The organism is Mucilaginibacter sp., assembly GCF_035492695.1.
Lineage (GTDB): Bacteria > Bacteroidota > Bacteroidia > Sphingobacteriales > Sphingobacteriaceae > Mucilaginibacter.
In genome coordinates, this window is record NZ_DATJJC010000032.1 from 73,965 (window position 1) to 98,017 (window position 24,053).

General features: G+C 47.6%; 19 protein-coding genes. 11 read left to right on the forward strand and 8 right to left on the reverse strand.

From position 1 onward, the window contains the following. Positions 1-71 precede the first annotated feature (71 nt). The 4 genes from VL525_RS19320 to VL525_RS19335 all read left to right on the forward strand — a co-directional run bounded on the left by VL525_RS19320 (position 72) and on the right by VL525_RS19335 (position 4,294). Positions 72-1,961, forward strand: coding sequence for a DNA topoisomerase IV subunit B (locus VL525_RS19320; RefSeq protein WP_325388709.1), 1,890 nt, complete (start codon positions 72-74; stop codon positions 1,959-1,961). Positions 1,962-2,052: 91 nt separating this feature from the next. Further along, positions 2,053-3,030: an SDR family oxidoreductase gene (locus VL525_RS19325; RefSeq protein ID WP_325388711.1), complete on the forward strand. Its 978-nt coding sequence runs from the start codon at positions 2,053-2,055 to the stop codon at positions 3,028-3,030. Positions 3,031-3,138: 108 nt separating this feature from the next. Then, positions 3,139-3,624 (forward strand): cytidine deaminase, encoded by a 486-nt coding sequence (locus VL525_RS19330; protein WP_325388713.1) that lies wholly within the window; start codon positions 3,139-3,141, stop codon positions 3,622-3,624. A 10-nt stretch (positions 3,625-3,634) separates the two neighbouring features. Continuing rightward, entirely contained in the window at positions 3,635-4,294 is a 660-nt protein-coding gene (locus tag VL525_RS19335) for a GDSL-type esterase/lipase family protein (protein WP_325388715.1), read from the forward strand. Between the two features lie 168 nt (positions 4,295-4,462). Here VL525_RS19335 and VL525_RS19340 read toward each other — a convergent pair whose 3' ends face one another. Beyond that, positions 4,463-4,894 (reverse strand): nuclear transport factor 2 family protein, encoded by a 432-nt coding sequence (locus VL525_RS19340; RefSeq protein ID WP_325388717.1) that lies wholly within the window; start codon positions 4,892-4,894, stop codon positions 4,463-4,465. Positions 4,895-5,048: 154 nt separating this feature from the next. On the opposite strand from VL525_RS19340, the gene VL525_RS19345 reads away from it, so the two are divergent. The 5 genes from VL525_RS19345 to VL525_RS19365 all read left to right on the forward strand — a co-directional run bounded on the left by VL525_RS19345 (position 5,049) and on the right by VL525_RS19365 (position 13,383). Further along, the gene (locus VL525_RS19345; protein ID WP_325388719.1) at positions 5,049-5,555 is read left to right on the forward strand and encodes a YdeI/OmpD-associated family protein; all 507 of its coding nucleotides are present in this window, start codon (positions 5,049-5,051) and stop codon (positions 5,553-5,555) included. A gap of 74 nt (positions 5,556-5,629) precedes the next feature. After that, complete coding sequence (locus VL525_RS19350) at positions 5,630-6,178, forward strand: hypothetical protein (protein ID WP_325388721.1); 549 nt, start codon at positions 5,630-5,632, stop codon at positions 6,176-6,178. A 228-nt stretch (positions 6,179-6,406) separates the two neighbouring features. After that, a complete protein-coding gene (locus VL525_RS19355; protein WP_325388723.1) occupies positions 6,407-9,202 on the forward strand; it encodes a DNA gyrase/topoisomerase IV subunit A in 2,796 nt (931 codons plus the stop codon). Positions 9,203-9,263: 61 nt separating this feature from the next. Beyond that, complete coding sequence (locus tag VL525_RS19360; RefSeq protein ID WP_325388725.1) at positions 9,264-11,459, forward strand: alpha-galactosidase; 2,196 nt, start codon at positions 9,264-9,266, stop codon at positions 11,457-11,459. An 88-nt stretch (positions 11,460-11,547) separates the two neighbouring features. Further along, on the forward strand, positions 11,548-13,383 hold the full coding sequence (locus VL525_RS19365; RefSeq protein WP_325388727.1) for a beta-galactosidase family protein: 1,836 nt from the start codon (positions 11,548-11,550) through the stop codon (positions 13,381-13,383). 83 nt (positions 13,384-13,466) lie between these two features. Here VL525_RS19365 and VL525_RS19370 read toward each other — a convergent pair whose 3' ends face one another. From VL525_RS19370 to msrA, 5 genes are all read right to left on the reverse strand, one after another. Next, complete coding sequence (locus VL525_RS19370; protein ID WP_325388729.1) at positions 13,467-14,228, reverse strand: class I SAM-dependent methyltransferase; 762 nt, start codon at positions 14,226-14,228, stop codon at positions 13,467-13,469. A 54-nt stretch (positions 14,229-14,282) separates the two neighbouring features. Beyond that, positions 14,283-15,149 (reverse strand): aldose 1-epimerase family protein, encoded by an 867-nt coding sequence (locus tag VL525_RS19375; RefSeq protein ID WP_325388731.1) that lies wholly within the window; start codon positions 15,147-15,149, stop codon positions 14,283-14,285. Positions 15,150-15,446: 297 nt separating this feature from the next. Then, positions 15,447-17,888: a bifunctional YncE family protein/alkaline phosphatase family protein gene (locus tag VL525_RS19380; RefSeq protein WP_325388733.1), complete on the reverse strand. Its 2,442-nt coding sequence runs from the start codon at positions 17,886-17,888 to the stop codon at positions 15,447-15,449. A 102-nt stretch (positions 17,889-17,990) separates the two neighbouring features. Continuing rightward, complete coding sequence (locus VL525_RS19385) at positions 17,991-18,797, reverse strand: 5'-nucleotidase, lipoprotein e(P4) family (protein ID WP_325388735.1); 807 nt, start codon at positions 18,795-18,797, stop codon at positions 17,991-17,993. A 9-nt stretch (positions 18,798-18,806) separates the two neighbouring features. Beyond that, a complete protein-coding gene (msrA, locus tag VL525_RS19390; RefSeq protein ID WP_325388737.1) occupies positions 18,807-19,355 on the reverse strand; it encodes a peptide-methionine (S)-S-oxide reductase MsrA in 549 nt (182 codons plus the stop codon). Between the two features lie 228 nt (positions 19,356-19,583). On the opposite strand from msrA, the gene VL525_RS19395 reads away from it, so the two are divergent. Further along, on the forward strand, positions 19,584-19,982 hold the full coding sequence (locus tag VL525_RS19395; protein ID WP_325388739.1) for a hypothetical protein: 399 nt from the start codon (positions 19,584-19,586) through the stop codon (positions 19,980-19,982). Positions 19,983-20,071: 89 nt separating this feature from the next. After that, complete coding sequence (gene galB, locus VL525_RS19400; RefSeq protein WP_325388741.1) at positions 20,072-22,522, forward strand: beta-galactosidase GalB; 2,451 nt, start codon at positions 20,072-20,074, stop codon at positions 22,520-22,522. 61 nt (positions 22,523-22,583) lie between these two features. On the opposite strand, the gene VL525_RS19405 is transcribed toward galB, so the two are convergent. Next, entirely contained in the window at positions 22,584-23,120 is a 537-nt protein-coding gene (locus tag VL525_RS19405; protein ID WP_325388743.1) for a hypothetical protein, read from the reverse strand. A 23-nt stretch (positions 23,121-23,143) separates the two neighbouring features. Next, positions 23,144-24,052: a tetratricopeptide repeat protein gene (locus VL525_RS19410; protein WP_325388745.1), complete on the reverse strand. Its 909-nt coding sequence runs from the start codon at positions 24,050-24,052 to the stop codon at positions 23,144-23,146. Position 24,053: the final 1 nt, after the last annotated feature.

Below are 24,053 nucleotides of genomic sequence, written 5' to 3' on the forward strand. Positions count from 1 at the left end.
TTATATTTTTGCCCATATACAAAGACAAACTTTCAAACATTACAACATTCCAACCTTACAATTCTACATAAATGGCAGGAGCAATAGATTACAGTGAAGATAGTATACGGTCGCTCGACTGGAAGGAACATATACGGCTCCGCCCGGGTATGTACATCGGCAAACTGGGCGACGGTTCGGCTTATGACGATGGCATTTATGTTTTGCTGAAGGAGATCGTCGACAACTCGATAGACGAGTTTGTGATGGGCGCCGGCAAAACCATCGACATCAGTATGAGCGATCATAAGGTTGCTGTGCGCGATTATGGCCGCGGTATCCCGCTGGGCAAGGTGATCGATTGCGTATCCAAGATCAATACAGGTGGCAAGTACGATAGCAAAGCCTTCCAGAAATCAGTAGGTTTAAATGGTGTTGGTACCAAGGCGGTTAACGCGCTCTCCAATAATTTTGTTGTACAGTCATACCGGGATGGTAAAACCAAGATAGCCGAATTTGCCAAAGGCGAACTGCTGCGCGACGAGCCGGAAAAGGAAACAACGCAGCGCAACGGCACGGCCATTAACTTTGTGCCGGATGATACCATTTTCAGGCATTACCATTTTATCCCGGAGTTTGTCGAGAATATGATCTGGAACTATGTGTTCCTTAACTCGGGGCTCACCATCAATTTCAACAATAAAAAATATTTATCCGAACGCGGTCTGTACGACCTGCTAACCCGCAATACTGATGCGGAAACCATACGCTACCCAATCATTCACCTGAAAGGCGAGGATATAGAAATTGCCATGACCCACGGGCAGCAATATGGCGAGGAATATTATTCCTTTGTTAACGGGCAGCATACCACGCAGGGCGGCACGCACCAGGCGGCTTTCAGGGAAGCCGTGGTAAAAACACTCCGCGAGTTTTACAAAAACGAGTTTGACGCATCGGATGTCCGCGCGTCTATCATATCGGCCATCGCCATTAAGGTACAGGAGCCGGTATTCGAATCGCAAACAAAAACCAAGCTGGGGTCGCAGAATATTGGCCCGGAGGGGCCGTCGGTGCGTACCTTCATCAACGATTTCGTAAAAAAGGAGCTTGATAACTACCTGCATAAAAACCCGGCGACGGCCGATGCTTTAAAAGCCAGGATATTACAATCGGAACGTGAACGCAAGGACATTGCCGGCATTAAAAAACTGGCGAACGAGCGTGCTAAAAAAGCATCGCTGCACAACCGCAAACTGCGCGACTGTAAGCTGCATTTTGACGATAACCACGAGCGCAAACAGGATACTACCCTATTCATCACCGAAGGCGACTCGGCCAGCGGGTCGATAACCAAATCGCGGGATGTGCAAACCCAGGCCGTTTTCAGCCTGAAGGGTAAACCGCTGAACTGTTTTGGGCTGACCAAAAAGGTGGTTTATGAGAACGAAGAATTCAACCTGCTGCAGCACGCTTTGAATATTGAAGACGGGCTGGATGGCCTGCGCTATAATAACATTGTGATAGCTACCGATGCCGATGTGGACGGCATGCACATCCGCCTGCTGATGATGACCTTCTTTTTGCAGTTCTTCCCCGACCTGGTGAAGGCCGGGCACGTGTCCATCCTGCAAACACCGCTTTTCAGAGTACGCAACAAAAAGGAAACCATCTATTGCTACAGCGACGAGGAACGCCGCAACGCCATTGCCAAATTAGGCAACAAACCCGAAATAACCCGATTTAAAGGTTTGGGCGAAATATCGCCGGAGGAGTTCGGGCTGTTTATCGGCAAGGATATCCGCCTCGATCCGGTGATCCTGAAGGATGCCAACATTAAAAGCCTGCTGGAATACTATATGGGCAAAAACACACCCGACCGTCAGAAACATATCGTAGGAAAACTAAGGGTGGAGAAGGACGACGAAAGCATTAATCCAACCATTGCTGTGGAAGAGGAGGAACTGCCGGTGGCGGTGTAGGGTAACCGAAAGACTTACGAAGTTAAACCATGTTTCCTTTTCAAATTTAACTTCCCCGGAAACAGAAACAGCTTTTATCAGTTATCTCTTCATGGAGTTGCATGAACTGAAGAATAAAGCGATAGTGATAACGGGCGCATCAAGCGGCGCCGGCAGGGCGGCTGCCCTCGAATTTGCAAAATACAGGCCGGCCATAGTACTCGCAGCCAGGAACGAGGAGGCATTGCACGAGGTTGCCGCAGAGTGCACCGACCTGGGAGCGATGGTATTGGTGGTAGTGACTGATGTTACCGACCCTAAAGCTATGATCAACCTGGCCAATGCTGCGAACGACTGGGCAGGGAAAATTGATGTATGGATAAATAACGCAGGTGTACTTGCCGCAGGCGAATTCGACCATACCCCTATGGAGGTTCACGAACAGGTGATACAAACCAACCTGCTGGGCTACATCTATGGCGCACATGCCGTAATGCCGTTTTTTAAGGCGCAGCAAAAAGGCATACTCATTAATAATATCTCTATCGGCGGCTATTTGCCTATGCCATACGGCACAGGATACACAGCAAGCAAATTCGGCCTTCGTGGATTTTCGGAAGCGCTGAAAGCGGAATTGTCCGTCTGGCCCGGCATCCACATCTGCGACCTGTTTCCCGGTTTCCTGGATACACCGGGCATACACCATGCGGGTAACTATACGGGTAAAACGCTGAGACCCGCACCACCTGTTTACGACCCGGTGTTAGTGGCGCAAGCCATGGTAAAAGTAGCGGCGAACCCAAAATCGAACCGGTATATCGGCGGCATGTCCCTTGGGCTTAAATTATCCCATGCGCTGTTTCCCGAGCTGACCAACAAATTGACCGGACTGATGATGCGCCGGTATTTCAGGTCGGCCGATAGGATGACCCCAACCAGCGGCAACCTGTTCAATACCGTTGATTACGGCATGAGCACCAACGGTATGTTCGGAAGTAATAGTTCGCCCAAACCCTACCGTAAATATGTAGCCGGGGCACTGATTGCCGGTGTTGCGGCGGGGTTCTTTTTGATAAGTTCACGAAAGTAACTTAGTGTTCCATATAGATCAGCATGCAGATTATTTTTATAAAATTCGTTATCTTGTTGCCCCCTGTTTAAAAAGAACCCTCTCCTTTGGAGAGGGCAGGGTGAGGCCATGAAGGAGCACGAGATAAAAATAAACTTTACAGAATACGGTTCATTAGCCGAACTGGATACCGCCGATAAAGAACTTTGCGAGGAAGCGGTAAAAGCTTTGGATACCTCTCATTCGCCCTATTCCAAATTCCGCGTGGGCGTGGCCATGCGCCTGCAAAGCGGCAAAATACTGCATGCCAGCAACCAGGAAAACGTTGCCTATCCCTCGGGCTTATGTGCCGAACGTGTTGCATTGTTCTATTGGGGCGCCAACTATGCTGACGATCCTATCCAAAGCATGGCGGTAACCGCCTATACCGATGAATTTCAACTTTCAAAACCCGTCACTTCGTGCGGGGCATGTTTACAGGTTTTGGCCGAATATGAGAAGAAACAGGGCCGTGCAATAAAAATGTTACTCTATTGCAAAGGCGGTCCGGTTTGGGTAGCTACCGGTATTGAAAGTTTTTTACCATTTTTGTTTTTCGAGGATCGTTTAAAATAACCATCAACCCATGAAAATTAAATTGATACTGCTGTTCGTACTGGCAGGCTTTAGCGTAAAAACTTATGCTCAAACAGGTTTTCCTTTTGATAACGAGATACGCGACTTTAAACACAGGGACAGCCTGAGTTTTCCCAAATCCGACGGTATATTGTTTATCGGCAGTTCATCCATCCGCAAATGGGACGACCTGGAGAAGCGCTTCGCTGATAAAAATATCATCAAGCGTGGCGTTGGTGGCTGCGAGCTTTCGCAACTGGTAAAGTATTACACGCCGTATATCCTGTTCCCGTACCATCCTGCCAAAATATTTATTTATGCAGGCGAGAATGACATCGCCGCCGGCGAAAAGGCCGATTCCGTGCTCACCAACATGAAAGCGCTGTGGACCATGCTCAATAGTCAATTGCCGGATGCTAAGATATATTTCCTGTCCATAAAACCGAGCCCGAGCCGCATTGCCCTGCTACCCGAAATGCTGAAGGCCAATGAAATGATCAAAGCCTACCTGCAGGATAAACCCAACACGCTTTATATCGACGTCAGCACACCCATATATAAACCGGGGACCACCGAACCGGATGCCTCACTCTTTCAGCAGGATATGCTGCATTTGAACCCTACCGGCTATGATAAATGGCAGGCGGTGTTGCAGCAATACGTGGATTAACCCCAGCCTGTCTGGACTAAGATTTGCAGGATTTAAAGATGATAAGACTCTATTTTAATGAATTGAAAAGCATCCTGCAATCCTCAAATCCAACGACTCTTAGTTGAGACAAAAAGCGAAAGGCCCCTAGCGGGGCCTTCCTTGCAAAACAAACAATAAACCACTTATTTATTTAAATGAGGTTTCCACCTTCGTAATTTTCCAGCCGTCGTCGGTACGCTGCGCGGTTACTACATCCGTGCGGGTGATCTCCTTAAACTTCATCTCTACTTTTTCCACCAGCGTGTTATCGTCCTGGCTCAAAACAGTGCCGGTGAAAGCACAATTTTGGTCGATGTGGGCATTGCTTTTCAGGTACGCCAATACATCTTTTTTGTCGGTAGTACGCACGCGCACACCCTGCACCACGTAAAAACGGGCATTGTCGGCTATTGCGTTGGATATGCCCTCCAGGTTACCGTGGACAAGCGCGTTCATATAAGTATCCAGTACTTCCTGTTTCGTAGTGTTAACATCAGTCGACGTCTTTGGAGAAGCGTTGGCAAAGCCGCAAACTGCTACCAGGGCCAGGCCAATCATCATTGCTTTTAGTGTTTTCATAATATTGGTATTGAAGGTTAAAATTTTGTGAATCTACACCCATAAGACAGCGTCATATTTCCATTCGTTACAGGCAAAAACCCCGTTTGACATTCATTTAACAATCTTTAACATTTCGCATTTAACATTTGTGACAATGCCGTAATTTGGCGTCATGGTTGACTTTACCGCCATGATGCTGCAATTTGCCGAACAGGGCGAAAAAACCGGCTGGACCTATATCGAAATACCCGCCGGTATAGCCCTGCAAATGAAGCCCGGCAATAAGAAATCGTTCCGCGTGCGGGGCATACTGGATGCTTTGCCGGTACGCGGCATGGCACTGATGCCTATGGGCGACGGCAACTTTATTATGGCGCTAAAAGCCGATGTCAGGAAAAAACTTCATAAGAACGCCGGCGCCGTGCTGCATGCACGTTTGGAAGAAGACATTGACTATAAAGTAGAAATACCCGCCGACCTGCAGGAATGTTTTGATTTTGAACCCGAAGCCGCGGATTTTTTCAACAGCCTGGCCAAATCGCACCGCGAATATTTTATCAAATGGATAAACGACGCTAAAACCAGCGAGACCCGCGCCAAACGTATAGTAAACACCGTGAACGCCATGCTGCGCAAATGGGCTTTTAATGTGATGTTGAGAGAGATGAGGAAAGGTTGATGTGCAGATGTGCGGATTTCAGATGTGCAGACGAGAAAATTGCTTACTTTTAAGCATTAAACACCTTATCCATAATGAAAAGTTTCTTTGTAATAGCACTTCTGTTAGTTAACCCATTTGCATTTTGTCAGTTACCGGCTCAAAAAACGAAGTTTACGCTAACCGATCAGGACAAAAAGAATTTTGTCCTGCGTGTGGATCAGAATAAGGTCACAAAATCAAGAGACACTACAGTATTTTGGGGTGACAAAAAATGTAGCTATGTGGTTGCACAAGTAAAACTCTCTAATCTCTCCGGGGATACTTTAAAGTATCTCAACATGACCTGTTCAACTTATGACATTTTTACAAGCAGTAACAAAACTATATTTATCGGACAGTGGCCATGTGAATCAAACTTTCCTGTTGTTTATAAGATAGCGCCTCATAAATCATACATTTTCAAATTCCCACTTTTCTTATCGGGAAAACCTCATGACAATGATAAAATCAAGATTGGCATATACCTTTGTAAATATTCGAAAACAAAGGATAATGAGACTTTTGCCTATTATTTATTCAAACACCCACATCTGCCTGAAAACATCCTTATTTGGTCAAACGAAGTAACGATACCAAAATAAACACTACACCCGGGCGCTCTTATTTTTGGTAGCAGTTAGCAGTTTTAATCTGCCTTCATTTCATTCAACAATAAAACAGTCCAACAAGAACTCAATCTTTCGGACTTATGCGGACTTACACGGACTTTCGGACTCACCCATTGTTCAAATGTGAATAAATCCGCACGTCTCCTCATCCGCACATCTGCACATAATCTCTATATTTACCCATCCTATTTTTAGCTACGAATGAGTGAAGATCTGAGCAATCAGCAGCCTGGTAATAACGAAGACAATAAATTACATAATGTAACCACCCTCGGCGGGTTGTACGAGAACTGGTTCCTGGATTATGCCTCTTATGTGATCCTGGATCGTGCCGTGCCGCATATCAACGATGGTTTAAAGCCTGTTCAGCGGCGCATTTTGCATTCGCTGAAAGAGATGGACGACGGGCGCTTTAACAAAGCCGCCAACGTTATCGGCAACACCATGAAGTATCACCCGCACGGTGATGCTTCCATTGGCGATGCCATGGTGCAGATAGGGCAGAAAAACCTGCTGATAGATTGCCAGGGCAACTGGGGCGACCCGATCACCGGCGACTCGGCCGCGGCTCCGCGTTATATCGAGGCCCGCTTATCCAAGTTTGCCAACGAAGTTGTTTTTAACCCCGACACAACCGAATGGCAGGCTAGTTATGACGGCCGAAATAAAGAGCCCATTACCCTGCCGGTTAAGTTCCCCTTGCTATTGGCGCAGGGTGCCGAAGGTATTGCCGTAGGTTTGGCTACCAAGATATTACCGCACAATTTTATTGAGCTGCTGGATGCATCCATCGGCGTATTGCAGGGCGTAAGGCCGAACCTGGTGCCTGACTTCCCGACCGGTGGTTTGGCAGATTGTTCGTTATATAACGAGGGTCAGCGTGGCGGCAAGGTGCGCGTGCGCGCCAAAATAGTGGAGCGCGATAAAAAAACGCTGGCCATAACCGAAATACCATTTTCGACCACTACGGGCAGTTTGATAGACAGCGTGATAGCCGCCAATGACAAGGGCAAGATCAAGATCAAAAAGATCGAAGATAATACGGCGAAGGATGTGGAAATTATGATCCACCTGGCGCCCGGTATTTCGCCCGATGTGACCATCGATGCGCTTTATGCCTTTACCGATTGCGAGGTGTCCATATCGCCCAATACCTGCGTGATTCAGGACGACAAGCCGCGCTTTATGAGTGTGAATGACATGCTGACCGAAAGCACGCATTACACCAAGGAATTGCTGAAACAAGAGCTGCAAATACGGCTGAAGGAACTGATGGAGAAGATATTCTTCAGCAACCTGCTTAAGATATTCATACAGGAGGGGATGTACAAAAACCCGGAGTATGAAAGCTCCGGCAGTTTCGACGTGGTGGTTGAGGTATTGAATAAACTGTTTACACCTTTCTTCCCGCAGTTTTACCGCGAGATATTAGCTGAGGATTATAAGAAGCTGATCGACAAACCGATGAGCAGCATCACCCGTTTCGACGTAAAGAAAGCGGATGAGCAGATGAAGACGCTGGAGAACGAGATCAAGGAAGTCAAACATCACCTGAAACATCTGAACGACTACGCCATTGCCTGGTTCCAGACGCTGAAAGACAAGTACGGTAAGGACCGCGAGCGCAAAACCGAGCTGCGCACCTTTGATAAGGTGGAGGCCGCACAAGTGGCTTTAGCTAATGTGAAACTATATGTGAACCGCGAAGATGGCTTCATCGGAACAGGGCTTAAGAAAGATGAGTTTGTGGGTGATTGCTCCGATATTGACGAGATCATCGTTTTCCGTAATGACGGCAAATGCATGATTACCAAGGTACAGGAAAAGGTTTTTGTGGGCAAGGACATAGAGCATGTGGCCGTGTTCAAAAAGAACGACGAGCGCACCGTTTACAATATGATATACAAGGACGGGCAAAGCGGCGTAAGCTATATCAAACGCTTTAGCGTAGTGGGCGTAACCCGCGATAAGGAATACGACCTGACCAAAGGCAGCAAGGGTTCAAAAATGCAATACTTTTCTGCCAACCCTAACGGCGAGGCGGAGGTGGTGAACATCCAGTTGAAACCGCACTCGAAGCTAAAAAAGCTGCAGTTCGACGAGGACTTTGCAACTATAGCCATCAAGGGTCGTGGCTCGATGGGCAATATCGTCACCAAGTACCCGGTTAAAAAGATCGTGCTGAAAAGCAAGGGAGTATCTACCCTTGCCGGTCGTAAGATATGGTATGATGATATCCTGAAACGCCTGAATGCGGACGGCCGCGGCAAATACCTGGGCGAATTTGACGGCGACGACCGGGTGCTGACGGTGTTAAGCGACGGCACGTATGAGCTTACAAGCTTCGACCTGAACAATCACTTTGATGATAAGATGATCCTGATCGAAAAGTATAACCCCGAGAAGGTTTATTCGGTTATTCACCTGGAAGGTAAATCAAAGAACTACATGGTAAAACGCTTCAAGTTCGAGAATACGGCTATCGGCAGGCAAACCAGTATCATCAGCGAAGAAAGCGGTTCAAAACTGGTCCTGATATCGGGCGCATTGCAGCCTATGGTAACAGTCGGCCAGTTGAAAGGCAAAGCCGAAATACCGGAAACGATAGAGATAAACCTGGCTGAACTGATCGATGTAAAGGGTATGAAAGCGATGGGTAACCGCCTGTCGCAGCATACGGTAAAGTCGGTAGCCTTATTGGCCGAAGCCGAACCCGAACAAGTTGATGAAGAGCCCATAATTGACGAGGAGGAGGCGACGGGAGAGCCAGAGTCGGTAACCCCACCTGCAAAAGCAGCGGAGGTGATCGAATCGCCCAACGGGTTAGCAAAGGCCGAACCCGAACAACAGGATGAACCACAAGTCGAGTCGAAAGATGAGCCGGTTCAACGGGAAGAGAAGCCCGCAGATTCACCTCATAAAAAGGTCGATTTTGAGATAACCAATCCTGACGATATCAAGATTGATGACAAGGGTCAAATAGGATTTGGTTTCTAATAAATACGCTGCTACGCTGAACGCTGTGAAGAATCTTAAATGTAAAGCATAACGCGGAAAAATGAAACGCCGGACATGCCTGTTCGCTTTTACGTTTACCCTGCTTTTGTCCATTCGTGTTACGGGGCAGCAGCTACCGGTATGGGACAATGCGGCACAAAAATCAACCGGAACAGATTGGCTGATCTCGTCAGCGGGTTATAAAGCCAATATCTACCAAAGCAAGGACGGGAAAGATATTGTGCTATATAATGGTTTGCTAAAGCGCGCATTTCGCATTAGCCCCAATGTTGTTTGTACAGACTACCAGAACGTAACTAATGGCCGCCAATTATTGAGAGCGGTGAAAGCCGAAGCAAGGTTAATTATCAACGGCCACGATTATAATGTGGGCGGGCTTTATGGGCAAAAAGAAAATGCTTACCTGCTGCCGAAACAGGTTGACCAGATGTCTGCCCATGCGAATGACTTTCAATTCGTCGGTTACGCTATAACGCCTATAACTCCGTATCTCAACTGGAAAACGCGGTTTTGGATGCCGCCGGTAAAAGCGGCCTCAGGGAAAAAAATATCATTCCTCTATCGTGCCGGCGCAGCCGAACTACAGGGCCTCGAAGTACGAATCGACTACGAACTTTTTGACGGTATTCCTTTGATTATAAAATCGCTTTCAATAGAAAATAAAAGCGCCAATACCTTTAAAATAAATCGTGTGGTGAACGAGATACTGGGTATGGTTGAAGAAGAAAGCGCGGTGGTGGGTAAGCCTGATGATATGAAGAAGAACCAGGGCATTTACCTGGAAACCAACTACGCCTTTAACAATGCCATGCGCTACGCTTTGAGCGACCAGGTGACGCATTGGAAAACTGACAGTAATTATACCTCGCAGGTCAATTACGACCTGCAAACCCCTTGCTTGCTAGAGATATACCCTGAACAGGGGCCCGGTATTGGGTTAAAGCCCGGTGAAGTTTTCAATTCGGTGCGGACAAGCGAATTGCTAATGGATAGCTATGACAGGGAAAGAAGGGGATTAGAGGTAAGGAAGATGTACAGTGTAATAGCTCCCTGGACCACCGCCAACCCAATTTTTATGCACCTGGTAAGCCGGAATGATGAGGATGTGCGCCGGGCGGTCGACCAATGCGCGGCAACGGGTTACGAAGCAGTAATATTAAGCTTTGGGAGCCATCTGGACATGGAGGATACCAGTTCGGTCAATCTGATGCGGTGGAAAAAAATGGCTGATTACGCGCATAACAAACATGTTTTTATTGGCGGCTATACCCTGTTCAGTTCGCGGCGCATCAGCGATTCGGATGATGTGATCGACCCTAAAACCGGCAAACCGGGCGGGGCGTTTTTTGGGCACGCTCCTTGTTTTGGAAGTAAATGGGGGTTGGCTTTTCGGGATAAGATCAAAAACTTTTTCACGCAAACGGGTTTCGATATCTGGGAGAACGATGGCCCTTACCCGGGCGATGTATGCGCGTCCACCACCCACCCGAGCCACACAGGGCTGGACGATTCCCAATGGCGGCAAATGGAAATACAAAAAGACCTGTATCACTGGCTGAACGAACGGGGAATTTATATCAACGCACCCGACTGGTATTTTTTAGACGGAACAAACAAGATTGCGATTGGCTACCGCGAAGTAAATTTTTCGCTGCCGCGCGCCGATCAAAAGATATTAAACCGGCAGAATATCTATGACGGCACCTGGGAGAAAAGCCCATCGATGGGATGGGGATTCGTTCCATTAACCCGCTACCAGGGAGGCGGCCCCGAAGCAGTGCTGGAACCGTTAAGCGAACACCTGGACGATTACAAGGCTTTGATGATGGAATATTATGGGGCGGGTGTGCAGGCCTGTTACCGCGGGCCGCGGCTGTTCGATACCGAAAAAACAAAGCAAACTGTCATTGATGTTATTAAGTGGTATAAAAAATACCGTGATATCCTGAATGCCGACATCATCCACCTGCGCAGGCCCGATGGGCGCGACTGGGATGGTATTTTGCATGTCAATCCGCAGCTGAAGATCAAAGGCATGGTGATGCTTTACAACCCGACAGGAAAGGCCATCAAAAGGCACATCGAACTACCGCTTTATTATACGGGTTTAACAACAATCGCTTCGGTAAGCGAACAGGGCCGATCTCTAAAAGTTTATCATTTGGACCGGCGCTACAACATCAGCTTAGATTGTGTGATCCCGGCAAACGGGTACACATGGTTCACCATTGAATAAGGCGTGGTATTTAGCCTGATGACCGGCGTGTGCGCGGTAACATTGCCGAAAAATCCTTATTTTGCAGCGTTTTCACAGCTATTCTACCATGAAAAAGTCAGTCATTATTCTTTTTGCTTTAATTACTCTTGCCAGCTTCACCCAGGCCCAAAAGGCCCTGCACACCTTCGCCCTCGGCGATTCAACCTTTATGCTGGATGGCAAACCCTTGCAGATCATTTCCGGCGAAATGCATTGCTACCGCATCCCCCGTGCTTACTGGCGCGACAGGATACGCAAAGCCAAAGCGATGGGGCTGAACACTATCGGCACCTATATTTTCTGGAACATGCACGAGCCCGTTGAAGGCAAATATGATTTTGCAGGTAATAGTGATATTGCTGAGTTTGTGAAGATAGCCAAAGAGGAAGGTATGTGGGTGATCATGCGGCCAAGCCCCTATGCCTGCGCCGAGTGGGAGTTTGGCGGCTATCCCTGGTGGCTGCTAAAGGATAAAACCTTAAAAGTGCGCAGCAAGGATCCGAAATTTTTAAAGGCTTATCATGATTATGTGATACAGTTGGGCAAACAGCTTGATCCGCTGCTGGTAACCCACGGCGGCAATATCCTGATGGTGCAGATAGAGAATGAATATGGTTCGTACAGCAATGATAAGGAGTATTTGGATATCAACCGCAAATTGTTCCGCGAAGCGGGATTTGACTGTACGCTGTTTACCTGCGACGGGCCATCACAAATGCCGGCGGGCTATTTACCAGGCTATCTGCCCGCGGTGAACGGCCTGGATAACCCGAAAGAAGTAAAAGTGCTCATCAACAAATACCACGAGGGCAAAGGTCCTTATTATATCGCCGAATGGTACCCCGGCTGGTTTGATAGCTGGGGCAGCCCGCACAACAAGAGCAATATGGATGAGGACGCCAAAAAGCTGGACACAGTTTTGGCGAACGGCATCTCCATTAACCTGTATATGTTCCACGGAGGCACCACGCGCGGCTTTATGAACGGCGCCAATATGAGCAAACGCGACCCCTACTCGCCGCAAACATCAAGCTATGATTATGATGCCCCGCTGGATGAGGCCGGCAATCCTGCACCGAAGTATTATAAGTTCCGCGAGATCATTCAAAAGCATTTGCCGCCGGGCGAAAAGTTGCCACCGGTGCCTGCCAGCAATAAAACAATAGCGATACCAAACATCAAACTAACCGGCCGGTACCCATTGTTCTGGAACCTGCCGAAACCTGTAGTTTCAGAAAAGCCGTTATGTTTTGAAGATCTGAACCAGGGCTATGGATTTGTATTGTACAGAACGAAGCTAAAGGGCGTGAAAAGCGGCTTGTTAAAGATAAAGGAGCTGCGCGATTTTGCGACCATCTATATCAATTCGGACCGTGTGGCCGTTCTTGACAGGCATTTGAGACAGGATTCGGTGCAACTGGAAAATGTTCCTGCCGATGCTACGCTTGATATCCTGGTTGAAAATAACGGGCGCATCAATTACGGTCCGTATCTTACCGATAACCGCCAGGGCATTACCGAAAAAGTTACTTTAGGCGGAACGGAACTGACCGGCTGGAAAATGTACAAATTACCATTTAACAGCGAGCCGAAGTATACTGTTAAGCAGGGCAAGGTGCTTGAAAATGCGCCTGTAATTGAAACGGGCACATTCAACCTGACCAAAACCGGTGATACTTATTTGGATATGAGTAAATTCGGCAAGGGTTTTGTATTCCTGAACGGGCGTAACATAGGCAAGTACTGGTATGTCGGGCCGCAACAAACGCTGTATGTGCCGAAATCATGGTTGAAGGTGGGACAGAATGAGATCGTGATATTTGATCAGTTGAAGTCTTACAATATGAGCATTAGCGCATTGGATAAGCCGGTATTGAATACGGTGGTGAAGGAGCAACAATAATCACGTAGAGACGCATGATTATGCGTCTCCACAATTTAAACGAACCATGCCATTTCGAATGAGAGACGCATGATTATGCGTCTCTACACCTTCCCCAAATACACCTCCGTCTGGTACCGAAATACCACCTTGCCATGCCTGTTATAACTATCAAACAATTCCTGGAGGCTGGCTTTAAAATGCCGACCCGCTTCTGTTTCTTCGGCAGGCACATAGGATGAACTAAAAGCTCGCCCCGCCAGTTCCTCAAAATCAAAAACCTGCTGGTTATGGAACTTCACGAGGCTGTATTTGCCGTCACGGAAAAAATTTACAAAGTCGGTCTCGGCCAGGTTCTGATGATTTACCCGCTCGTAATCGCCGCTTTGTTGTTGCAAAAGCAATTCGTAAGCAGTCGCAAAAGCATCCGCTTCCACATCCCGGTTGTTCCATATCAGCGCAACGTGTCCGCGTGGTTTTAATATTCTTTTAAACTCAGCTTTGGTTTCAGGAGTATTAAACCAATGAAACGCTTGTGCGCAAACTATAAGGTCGACAGTTTTTGCTGGCAAACCGGTAACTTCAGCGGTACCGTTAACCGAATGATAGCCAGGATAATTTCCAAGCTGCTCATCGGCCGCCTGGCGCATCGGTTCGTTAGGCTCTACCGCGTAAACGGTGTAACCTTGCTCCAGTAAAAGTTTGGTAAATATTCCCGTGCCCGCACCAACATCTGCCACCACTGAACCGGCCGACAGCTTGCATTCCTTTTCCAGGTGGCTGATAACTTCCGGAGGGTAGCCAGGCCTGTATTTTACATAGTTATTTACCCGGTCGTTAAATCGTGAGGTAGAATTGTTTGTCATTCAAAATATTTAATTCAAATTGCCATTTTGCGCCACTCCGCCCAACATCACGCATTATATACTTATAAAGAAAGCCGCCTCGAACACATGCCCGTGTTTCAGGTGCTGTATCGCCTCTTTTTTGCTGATATCAACGTGTTTGCCTTCGGTATCGGCGCAGCCCAGCCAGGGTTCGATACAAAGGAAATCGGCGCCGGGTTTGGCCCAGATACCCAGGTAATTAAAATGCGGAAATTCGACAGCCAGTGTCCGATCATGCTTATCGCTTTTGATGGTTACCTCGCGCGAGTTTAGTTTCTTGAAAACCCATGCATCGTCCTTAAACATATCACGGGTCAATCGCAGTTTTTTCCCCTCCAGTTTTACGGGTTGGGTTTCGCCGGTGAAAAACCCTTCAGCCGACAGCAGGTGCCTTTCCAGCTTTTCCTCCGATTCAAATTCCAAATAATAGTCCTCGTAGCTCTCGCCTGTTTTAAACGGCACATTAAATGCCGGGTGCCCGCCAACTGAAAAATATATAGCATCCCTTTGATGGTTGATGACCTTATAGGTAACCCGCAGTGCATTTTCTATCAGGTCGTAATGGATCTGGAAATCGAACTTATAGGGATAAACATCCAGCGTATGATCGGAATACGGGAGCGAAAATCGTGCAGAAACCTCGTTGGATGCCAGCAGCGGCAATTCGCTTTCACGGTTAAAGCCGTGGCGCTTCATCGGGTAGGTTTTACCATCCACCAAAAGTTCGTTACCGATCAATCCACCCACTACCGGGAACAGGTTGGGCGCGTGCCAGGGCCATATATTCGGGTCGCCCTGCCAAAGGTGTTCAACGCCGGAGATTTTGTTATAAACAGAGGTCAGTTCGCCGCCTTTATTGCGGATGGATACTTTCAGGAAGTCGTTTTCAATTACGGTCATAGGGATGGGCTTGCCAGGTAAATTTGAATGTAAAGTTAAATACTAACCATCAAATTGCAACCTTGTTTTGCGTGTGGTTATAATGTCAATCCCGGAAAGTCTGGCGCGTAATAAATGCTCGTTAATGTTCCGTACCTATGGCACGGGAATTGATTTATTATCGGAGGCTACAAACGTTTAACCCCGATGGGGTTAGTCAGTTGGTGAAGCGCTGTTTGCTATTTTCTACCAACATTTGACCCGTTAGATCGTTTAGCTAATAATTCTATTTAATCCCTAAAATCCCGAAATCGTGTCTTAATCATCATCATCCTTCTTTTTCTTCTCCAGTATCACAAAGGCGCTGCGTTTTGGCGCTGGCATTACCGAATTTTCGCCTTTCACATATTTCCAAATCACTTCGTTCAGCTCAAGGTCGGGCACTTTATCTTCTTTGGCCAGGTTGAAAAATTGCGAGCGGCGGCTGCTTTCATTATCAGCCACATTACGCTGCTCCAAGTCTACCTGGGCTGGCTTAACAATGTATGGCGTCAGATCAGGTGTTGATGTAAAACATTCATACATCGGTTTGGCAGCAGCATCGTACTGGCTCATTGGCGGCAGGCCGAGTATCAGCTCGATGGTGCGCAGTACGCCCGAGGTGGAATACATTTCATGTATAACCGTATTCCGTTTCACGTAAGGGCCAACCACAAACACCGGCGACCTGTGTGCATCGATATGATCAGGCCCGTTTTGGGCGTCGTCCTCCAGAATAAATACAACCGATTCTTTCCATATCGGGCTGTGCGACAAATGTTCGATAAATTTCCCTACCGAAAGGTCGTTATCTGCTACAGCGGCCGTTGGCGAAATAGCGCCCTTGTGCTGCCCGCTGGTATGGTCGTTACTGAAGCGCACCGTATTGAACTGCGGCACTGCGTTTATATTTAAAAGGGAATCAAAATCGTGTTCCCATATAGCTTCGCGCTTCACATCTTTAATGTCCAGGTCGAAACTTGGCGCCTGTTGACAATAGTGGCCTTCGAGTACTTTGATATTCGGCTTATAATCGTCGGCAAATTCGCCGTAGGTGCGGTAGCTTACTCCGGCGCGTTTGCAATAGTCCCAGATATACCCATCGCGCGGGTCGCCGGCGCGGCGGGTGCCTTCCGAGTCGTAATTACCTCCCCTGCCGCCGTAGCTGGTGGGCCAGGTCTTTTCGATAAAATCGGTAGCGTAGGCCGCTGTGCTCCAGTTATGGCCGTCGGCGCTTACTTCAGCATCTACATAAAAATTATCCAGCAATACAAATTCATTCGCAATAGCATGTTCGTTCGGCGTTACGCGCTTCCCAAAAATACAAAGCGCCGTATCGCCTGCGCCCTGCCGCATATCGCCTAAAACCTGGTCGTAAGTGCGGTTTTCTTTAATGATATAGAAAACATGTTTAATAGGCGATTTCTGCCCCATTTTACGTGGTATAGGGTTACCTGCTTCGCCATCGGCCATTTCAGTTTTTTCCTCATTAAAAGGCGTATTGGCATACACCTGTTTGGTATAAGTTTTTAACTGTGCCGCCTGCGGTACTTTAATAAAGGACATGGTGCCTTTAAACAAGCCGCCGATGTATTGTTCCTTTGCGTTTTTCGAGCCTATCTGGTAGCCGCTGTTGTCGGTTTTCTTCAACGGTTGCGGGCCGTCGGGGTTAGGCATCGAAGTAAATCCTTTGCCATTAGATACGATGATCTTATCGCCCAAAGTCTTCACATTGGTGGGATACCAGCCCACAGGGATGAAGCCCATGCTTTTGCTGGCGCCGGGCGCACTTACATCAAACACGGCCAGGCAGTTGTTATCGGCATTGGCAATATAGAGTGTTTTTTCGTCGGGCGATAAAGCAAGGCCATTCGATGTGGATCCGGTCAGATGCGTGGGGTAAAGCGAAGTGGATAACGTTTCGGCTATTTTACCGGTGGCGGTATTGATCACCGACACTGAATTATCGTTGGCGTTGGCAACATATAAATAGGTGCCCTTTTTGTTCAGCAACAGCTCGTTGGGGTGGCTGCCGGTTTTAATATTTTTAACTATCTTTTGGGTTGAAGTGTTAAAAACCGTTACTTTCTCATCGCCCCAAATGGAAATGTACAGCAGTTTTTCATCGCGCGACAAAACGCAGCTGTAGGCCTCGGCGGGCAGGGGCACACGTTTGATGACTTCTCTTTTTTGCGGGTCGACCACATACAGCGCGCTGTCTTCTTTCGTCACTGTGTACAACCTGGTATTACTTTTATTGACGGCGATACCGGTGGGCGATACTTTATTTTTCGGCCAGGCCTCGGGGGCCAGTTTGATAGTATCGGCAGCGCCGAATTTGTTATTTGCTATAGGAAAAGCCAGGATCCGGTTGTCGTTACCGCCCGAAACATACAGGGTTTTTTCATCACGACTGAACGCCAGTCCGTACCACGATTTTTTGATGATGCGTTCGTCCAGCTGCTTTTCTGTTTTCGGGTCGATCAGTTGTATCGACTGTGTGCTTTGCCCGTTGTTGGTAACGGCCAGCAAGCGCCCCGAGGCTGACAATTGAATGTTCAGCGGCAAATCGCCCAAAGGCAGCGACGTACCGGCCGGACTTAGTTTCCAGCCGTTTGGCAACAGCACCTGGCCAGTTTGCTGTATTTTACCCGGCAACTGTGCAGAAACATTAGCGGCAATAAATAAGGCAGCAATAACGAGGGATATTTTTGATCTCATAGGTAATTATTGAAAGGGAAACCAAAAATACGGATGATGACTTTAAAAAACTACTGTTAACAGAAACTTAATGATCAGTGACTGGTGACCGGTGATTAGTGATTAGTTTTTATCGGTTTTGATGAGAGACTTGATGATGGAATCCTTCTGCGCCGTTGTTAAATTGTAATTGAATTTGAACAAAGCGTTCTCAAAATCGCCGTAGGATGGGTTGGGGATAACGATATATTTCTTCCCAAAATCCCGGCGCAGTTTTTCCGTTGTAACACTGCGGTTTTCTTCAGATGGCTTGTTGTCGTACAGGGCATCAAAATCGGGCAGGTTATCGCCGCACAGCAAAACAATATTGTATTTTTTCAAAACCTGCTGCCGGCGGCTCTCCTTACTTGATGAACCATTTTTTAGCAGCAGGTGAGCATCATCTGCATTGGGCAAACGATAAATCTGCAAATTTTTAAGTGTTGCCGCGCGTTCGTCCTCATCGCGGTTGGTAATATAAAATACCTTTACCCCTTTCGATGCTGCATACTTAAAAAACGACGGCGCGCCGGGCACGGTGTCACATTGTGCTTTTGCGGTCCATTGTTTCCAGGTGTCGGTTGTATAGTCGAGATTTTGCAGTGCACGGGCCGCATCATAAGGGCTGTTGTCCAATACAGTTTCATCAATATCCGTCACTACGGCTAATGGTTTGGTATGATGCTTTTTTACAGCTTCGTCAATACGCAGTTTGGCCATATTATAAGCCTGGAAACAAAGCGCCTTATACTCCGCGGCCCGCTGCTGGTATAATGATGCCCAGGCCTTGCCGGAGTTGACAAGGCTGGAATTATCATTTTTATCTTGCGCCGATACTGCTCCTGAAAACAGAAAGCTGCCGAATAGTAATAAGCAAAGGTATTTTTTCATAATTTCCTGTTACCGCAACATTTCCGGCCGTATTTTTTCACCAAACTCCTTCGCGAACTTATTCAGCTTTGGCTGGATAACAAAGGCGCAGTACGATTTATTGGGGTTATCCTGGTAGTAGTTCTGGTGATAATCCTCGGCTTTGTAAAAATCGGACGCCGGGGTTATTTCGGTCACTATCGGGCTGTCGAAAACCTTTTCGTCCGTCAGCCTTTTGATCATCGCGTCCGATTGTTGCTTCTGTTCTTCCGTATAATAAAATATAGCCGAGCGGTACTGCGTGCCCACATCGTTGCCCTGGCGGTTAAGCGTGGTTGGGTTATGTGTCCTGAAAAATACCAGCAGCAATTCGTCAAACGATATTTCGTCCGCATCATATTCCAGGTGGATCACTTCGGCGTAGCCGGTATCGCCGTTACAAACTTCCATATAGGTTGGGTTAGGCTTGTGTCCGCCCATATAGCCCGAGGTTACCGATCTGACGCCTTTTAAAGTTTGGAAAATAGCCTCTGTACACCAGAAGCAGCCATTTCCGAATGTTATTTTCTGTATGTTCATATTACCCTTATAGCCAATATAATGCCGTTCGGTCAATTACGCCATTTTGGCGGGTTATAGCCTTACCCCAACCCCTCTCCAATTGGAGAGGGGCTTAAAAATAGTTATTTACGCCCGGCATTAAAAGCCCTCTCCTTTGGAGAGGATTAGGTGAGGCAACATGAATGCTTTTTTATTGTAGGAAAGCCTCATAATATTACCTAAATTCAATTCATAAATCTATAAAATATGAAGACTGCAATATTAATTGCCCGGCTCATCCTCGGCCTCATTTTCCTTTTGTTCGGGCTGGATTATTTCCTGCATTTCATGTCGCATATCATCAATTTTCCGCCCGCAGGCGAAAAAGCCGACGCCTTTTTTGGCGCCATCGGCGCTACCGGGTATTTCTTTCCTTTGCTCAAGACGATAGAAATCATTTGTGCTGTGTTCCTGCTCATCAATCGCTACACGGCCTTTTTTGCGGTTGTTATTTTCCCCGTTACGTTCAATATATTTATGCTGCATGCCTGCCTGGCGCATCCTTATATACCATTGGGGACGGGGATGCTGGTGCTGAACATCTTCCTGCTTTATGCTTACCGGAAGAATTATACAGGCTTACTAAAAACCAAACCGATCGTCTAAACGGCAATTTTAATTTTATAATTGATGATAATTAAACAAACATTCATAGATTAGTGTCGATTATACATTTATTACCAAAACAGACCATCATGCCGTCATTTAAAACTCCCTTACAGGCCGCAAGGATACTTGTACTTGTGCCATTATTATTTTTTGCCTTGAAAAGCTTTGCCCAATCGCCGCGCAGCAAAGCGGATTTTGACATGGGCTGGCGCTTTAACCTGGGTGATGTAAAAGGAGGTGAAGAACCGGGCCTGAACGATACCAAATGGCGCGCGCTTAACCTGCCGCACGACTGGAGCATAGAAGGAAAGTTCGACAAAAACAGCCCGGCTACCGTTGAAGGCGGCGCCCTGACCGGCGGCCTGGGCTGGTACCGTAAAACGTTTACCGTGCCGGCCACATCCAAAGGCAAAATGGTTTATATCGATTTCGATGGCGTGTACTGGAACAGCACGGTGTGGATAAACGGTCACAAGCTTGGATTCAGGCCGAACGGCTATATTTCATTCCGGTATGATATGACGCCGTACCTGAAATTCGGCGGTAAAAATGTGATCGCTGTTAAGGTGGATAATTCGGTGCAGCCAAACTCACGCTGGTATTCAGGCTCGGGTATTTACAGGCATGTGTGGCTGGAAACGACCGATAAACTGGCGATAGATCATTGGGGGACTTACGTTACCACGCCTGAAGTGACAGATCATTCAGCAACAGTCGATTTAAACATCGTCGTAAAAAATAACATACCGGGTGATGATTCCAAATCGCTGCCGATCGAGCTGCAATCGACTTTATATGACGCAAAAGGAAAGAGTATTGGCAGTGCCGTGTCAAAAAATTTAACCATCAATTATGCCGGGGCAGCTACGTTGTTCAATCAAAAAATTTCGATCATTAACCCGGCTTTATGGTCGGTAGACAACCCCTATCTGTACAGGATTGTTACCAAAGTAATCACCGGCGGTAAAGTGACGGATGAATACACCACCCCGCTTGGTATCCGCTATTTCAACTTCGACGCTGATAAAGGTTTCAGCCTGAACGGCAAGCCGTTGAAGATATTGGGGGTTTGCGACCACCACGACCTGGGCAGCCTGGGCGCCGCCTTAAACAACCGCGCTTTGCAGCGCCAGCTTGAAATGCTGAAGGCGATGGGCTGTAATGGCATCCGCACCTCGCACAACCCGCCAGCGCCCGAACTGCTGGACCTGGCCGACAAAATGGGCTTTATTGTGATGGATGAGGCATTCGATTGCTGGGAAGTGGGTAAAGTAAAATATGACTATCATCTTTTCTTTAAGGAATGGCACAAACGCGACCTGGAGGACCAGGTGCTGCGCGACCGCAACCACCCGAGTGTGATGATCTGGAGCATTGGCAACGAGATACCGCAGCAGGGCGATCCGCGTTCGCTGACGCTGGCTCCCGAGCTGGCAGGCATCGTTCACAGTTTGGATAAAACACGTCCTATTACAACGGCAAATGACAGGCCCGATACCAGCAACAAGATCATTCAGTCAGGTGCGCTCGACCTGATCGGGTATAACTACCATGAATATAACTACGCCGGTTTCCACGACCGTTACCCCGGTAAGAAATTCATCGCAACGGAAACGACTTCCGGACTGGAAACACGCGGGCATTACGATATGCCATCGGACAGTATCCGGGTTTGGCCAAGCCGCTGGGACAAACCCTTTACCGATGGCAACCCCGATAATACCGTTTCGGCTTACGACAACGTTCGCCCGGCGTGGGGATCGACCCACGAGGCCACCTGGAAGGTGATGAAGAAGTATGACTTCTTGTCGGGTATGTTCATCTGGACAGGCTGGGATTATTTAGGCGAACCGACACCATACAAATGGCCGTCGCGCAGTTCGTATTTCGGGATTATCGACCTGGCAGGTTTCCCGAAGGATATCTATTACATGTACCAGAGCGAATGGACCAGCAAAACCGTGCTGCATATTCTCCCGCATTGGAACTGGGAGCCGGGCAAAACGGTTGACGTTTGGGCATTTTACAACCACGCCGATGAGGTAGAACTGTTTTTGAACGGAAAATCGTTAGGCACCAAAAAGAAGGAAGGCGACGACCTGCACGTGATGTGGCGGGTGAAATATGAGCCGGGGACATTGAAGGCCGTGTCGCGCAAAGACGGCAAAATAGTGAAGACCGAAGTGATACATACTGCCGGCAAAGCAGCCAGGATAGAATTGGTAGCCGACCGCAAAAACATCAAAGCCAACGGCAAGGATCTTTCATTTGTAACCGTCAGGATATTGGATAAAGATGGCAATGTGGTACCGACTGCCGACAACCTGGTGAACTTTAAACTGAACGGCAACGCTTTTATAGCAGGCGTGGATAACGGCAGCGAAACCGATCACGACCCGTTCAAGGCCAATTACCGCCATGCTTTCAACGGGCTGGCGCTGGCAATTTTGCAATCGAACGGAAAGGCAGGCAGTATTACGCTGAATGCATCGTCCAGCGGTCTGAAAGGCGCCTCGCTTGTCATCAACTCAAAATAAAACCAAAAAGCCATTGCTGTTTATCCGGCAGCAATGGCTTTTACCTATAAAAAACCGTAGCTCATTTATAATTCTTCAGCAACTCATTGTAGGTCCATTCGTTGCCCCTGGCAAAAAAATTATAGGTTTTATCCCAGGCCGGGCCCTTGCCCCAACCCATCATCAAAGATACAACCTGTGTTTGCTGCGGGCCGATGGCCTTTAGCAGGATCACCTCCTGCAAATTCTTGTCCCCAGCCCTTGCCTCCTGGTCAAAATTATCGTTCAGATTAACTTTAAGCGTTAGCATTTCGCCATCTATGTAATTGATAATCTTCAATTTGATCGAAGACGGGTCACTTAACGGCTTATTCTTATCATAATTGGTCACGATAGAACCACCTATCGCCAATTCGATATGCGCCAGCGGCGCTATCCATGTTTTCAGGCCTTCGTCGGTAGTAAAAAGTTTCCAGGCCGTGTTGATATCTACAGGCAAAACCGATTCGAGCCGTAAAACTTTTTCGCCTGTTGGCGTTGTATAGGATGTGTTTTTGACCTGGCCTATACCCTGGTTAAATAATAGCAGCCCTGCGGCAAGCAAAAAGAACTTTCCCATGCTTAGTTTTTTAAAAACAAAATTTACTGCTTTTTCCTGATATACGTAAAATCGTAAGATACGGTAACCGTTTTGCCATCGTCGTTATTAATGTCCTGGTACTGGCGCACGGTGTCTTTATCGATGTTGTAAAATTTGAAATTTCCTGTCTGTTTTTTGCCCTGCGCGTTGGTAAACTCGTAGGCAAATTGCATAGCGCCGTCTTTGTATTCGCCGTTTAGGTAGCGCTGCGGCCCGCCTGCCGACCCTATCCAGTCCTGCTCCCATTTACCGGTTGCTGCATTGTAATAGTTTATGCTTTTGCCGGTACTGGCCTGCGTGGAAGTCCAGTTTTCCAGCAACGCACATTCGCCGGATATACTTTGAACCAGGCTGTGCCCTACCAAAAATTTCGTGCCTGTTTGATAAACATCCCATTCTCCTATCCAAAAGTCGAAATCGTGGGCATGTGGTTCGGCAGCACATGGAAATACCGTTTCATATACTTTTTTGCGTATATCGGCAAAATTGGGGGCGGCGCGCATATTTTTATAGTCGGCCAGTGTATCCAGGTCGGGCAGGCTGTTATAACCCAAAGCGGTGGCTTTTATCAGCCTGTCGGCTGCCTCGTCAATTTTACCCGTAAGCGCATACACCCGCGCCATTCGCGACAGCGTTACCGACCTTACCTGCGGTCTCGGGCTATTTGCAAGGCATTTTTCATAATTCGTCAATGCCTCGGCATAAAGGCCGAGGTTTTGATCGCAGTAGCCCAATCGCGTCCATGATATGGGGTTGGACGAAGTGTCTTTCAGCACACTTAAATAGTTTTGCTTTGCAGCTTTCCACTCCTGCTTCGCAAATAGCGAATCAGCTTTTTTCAGGGTCGCCTGCTGTTGTGCAAAGGCGCTTACATTCATTACGATCAATAACAACACGGTAATTTTTTTCATG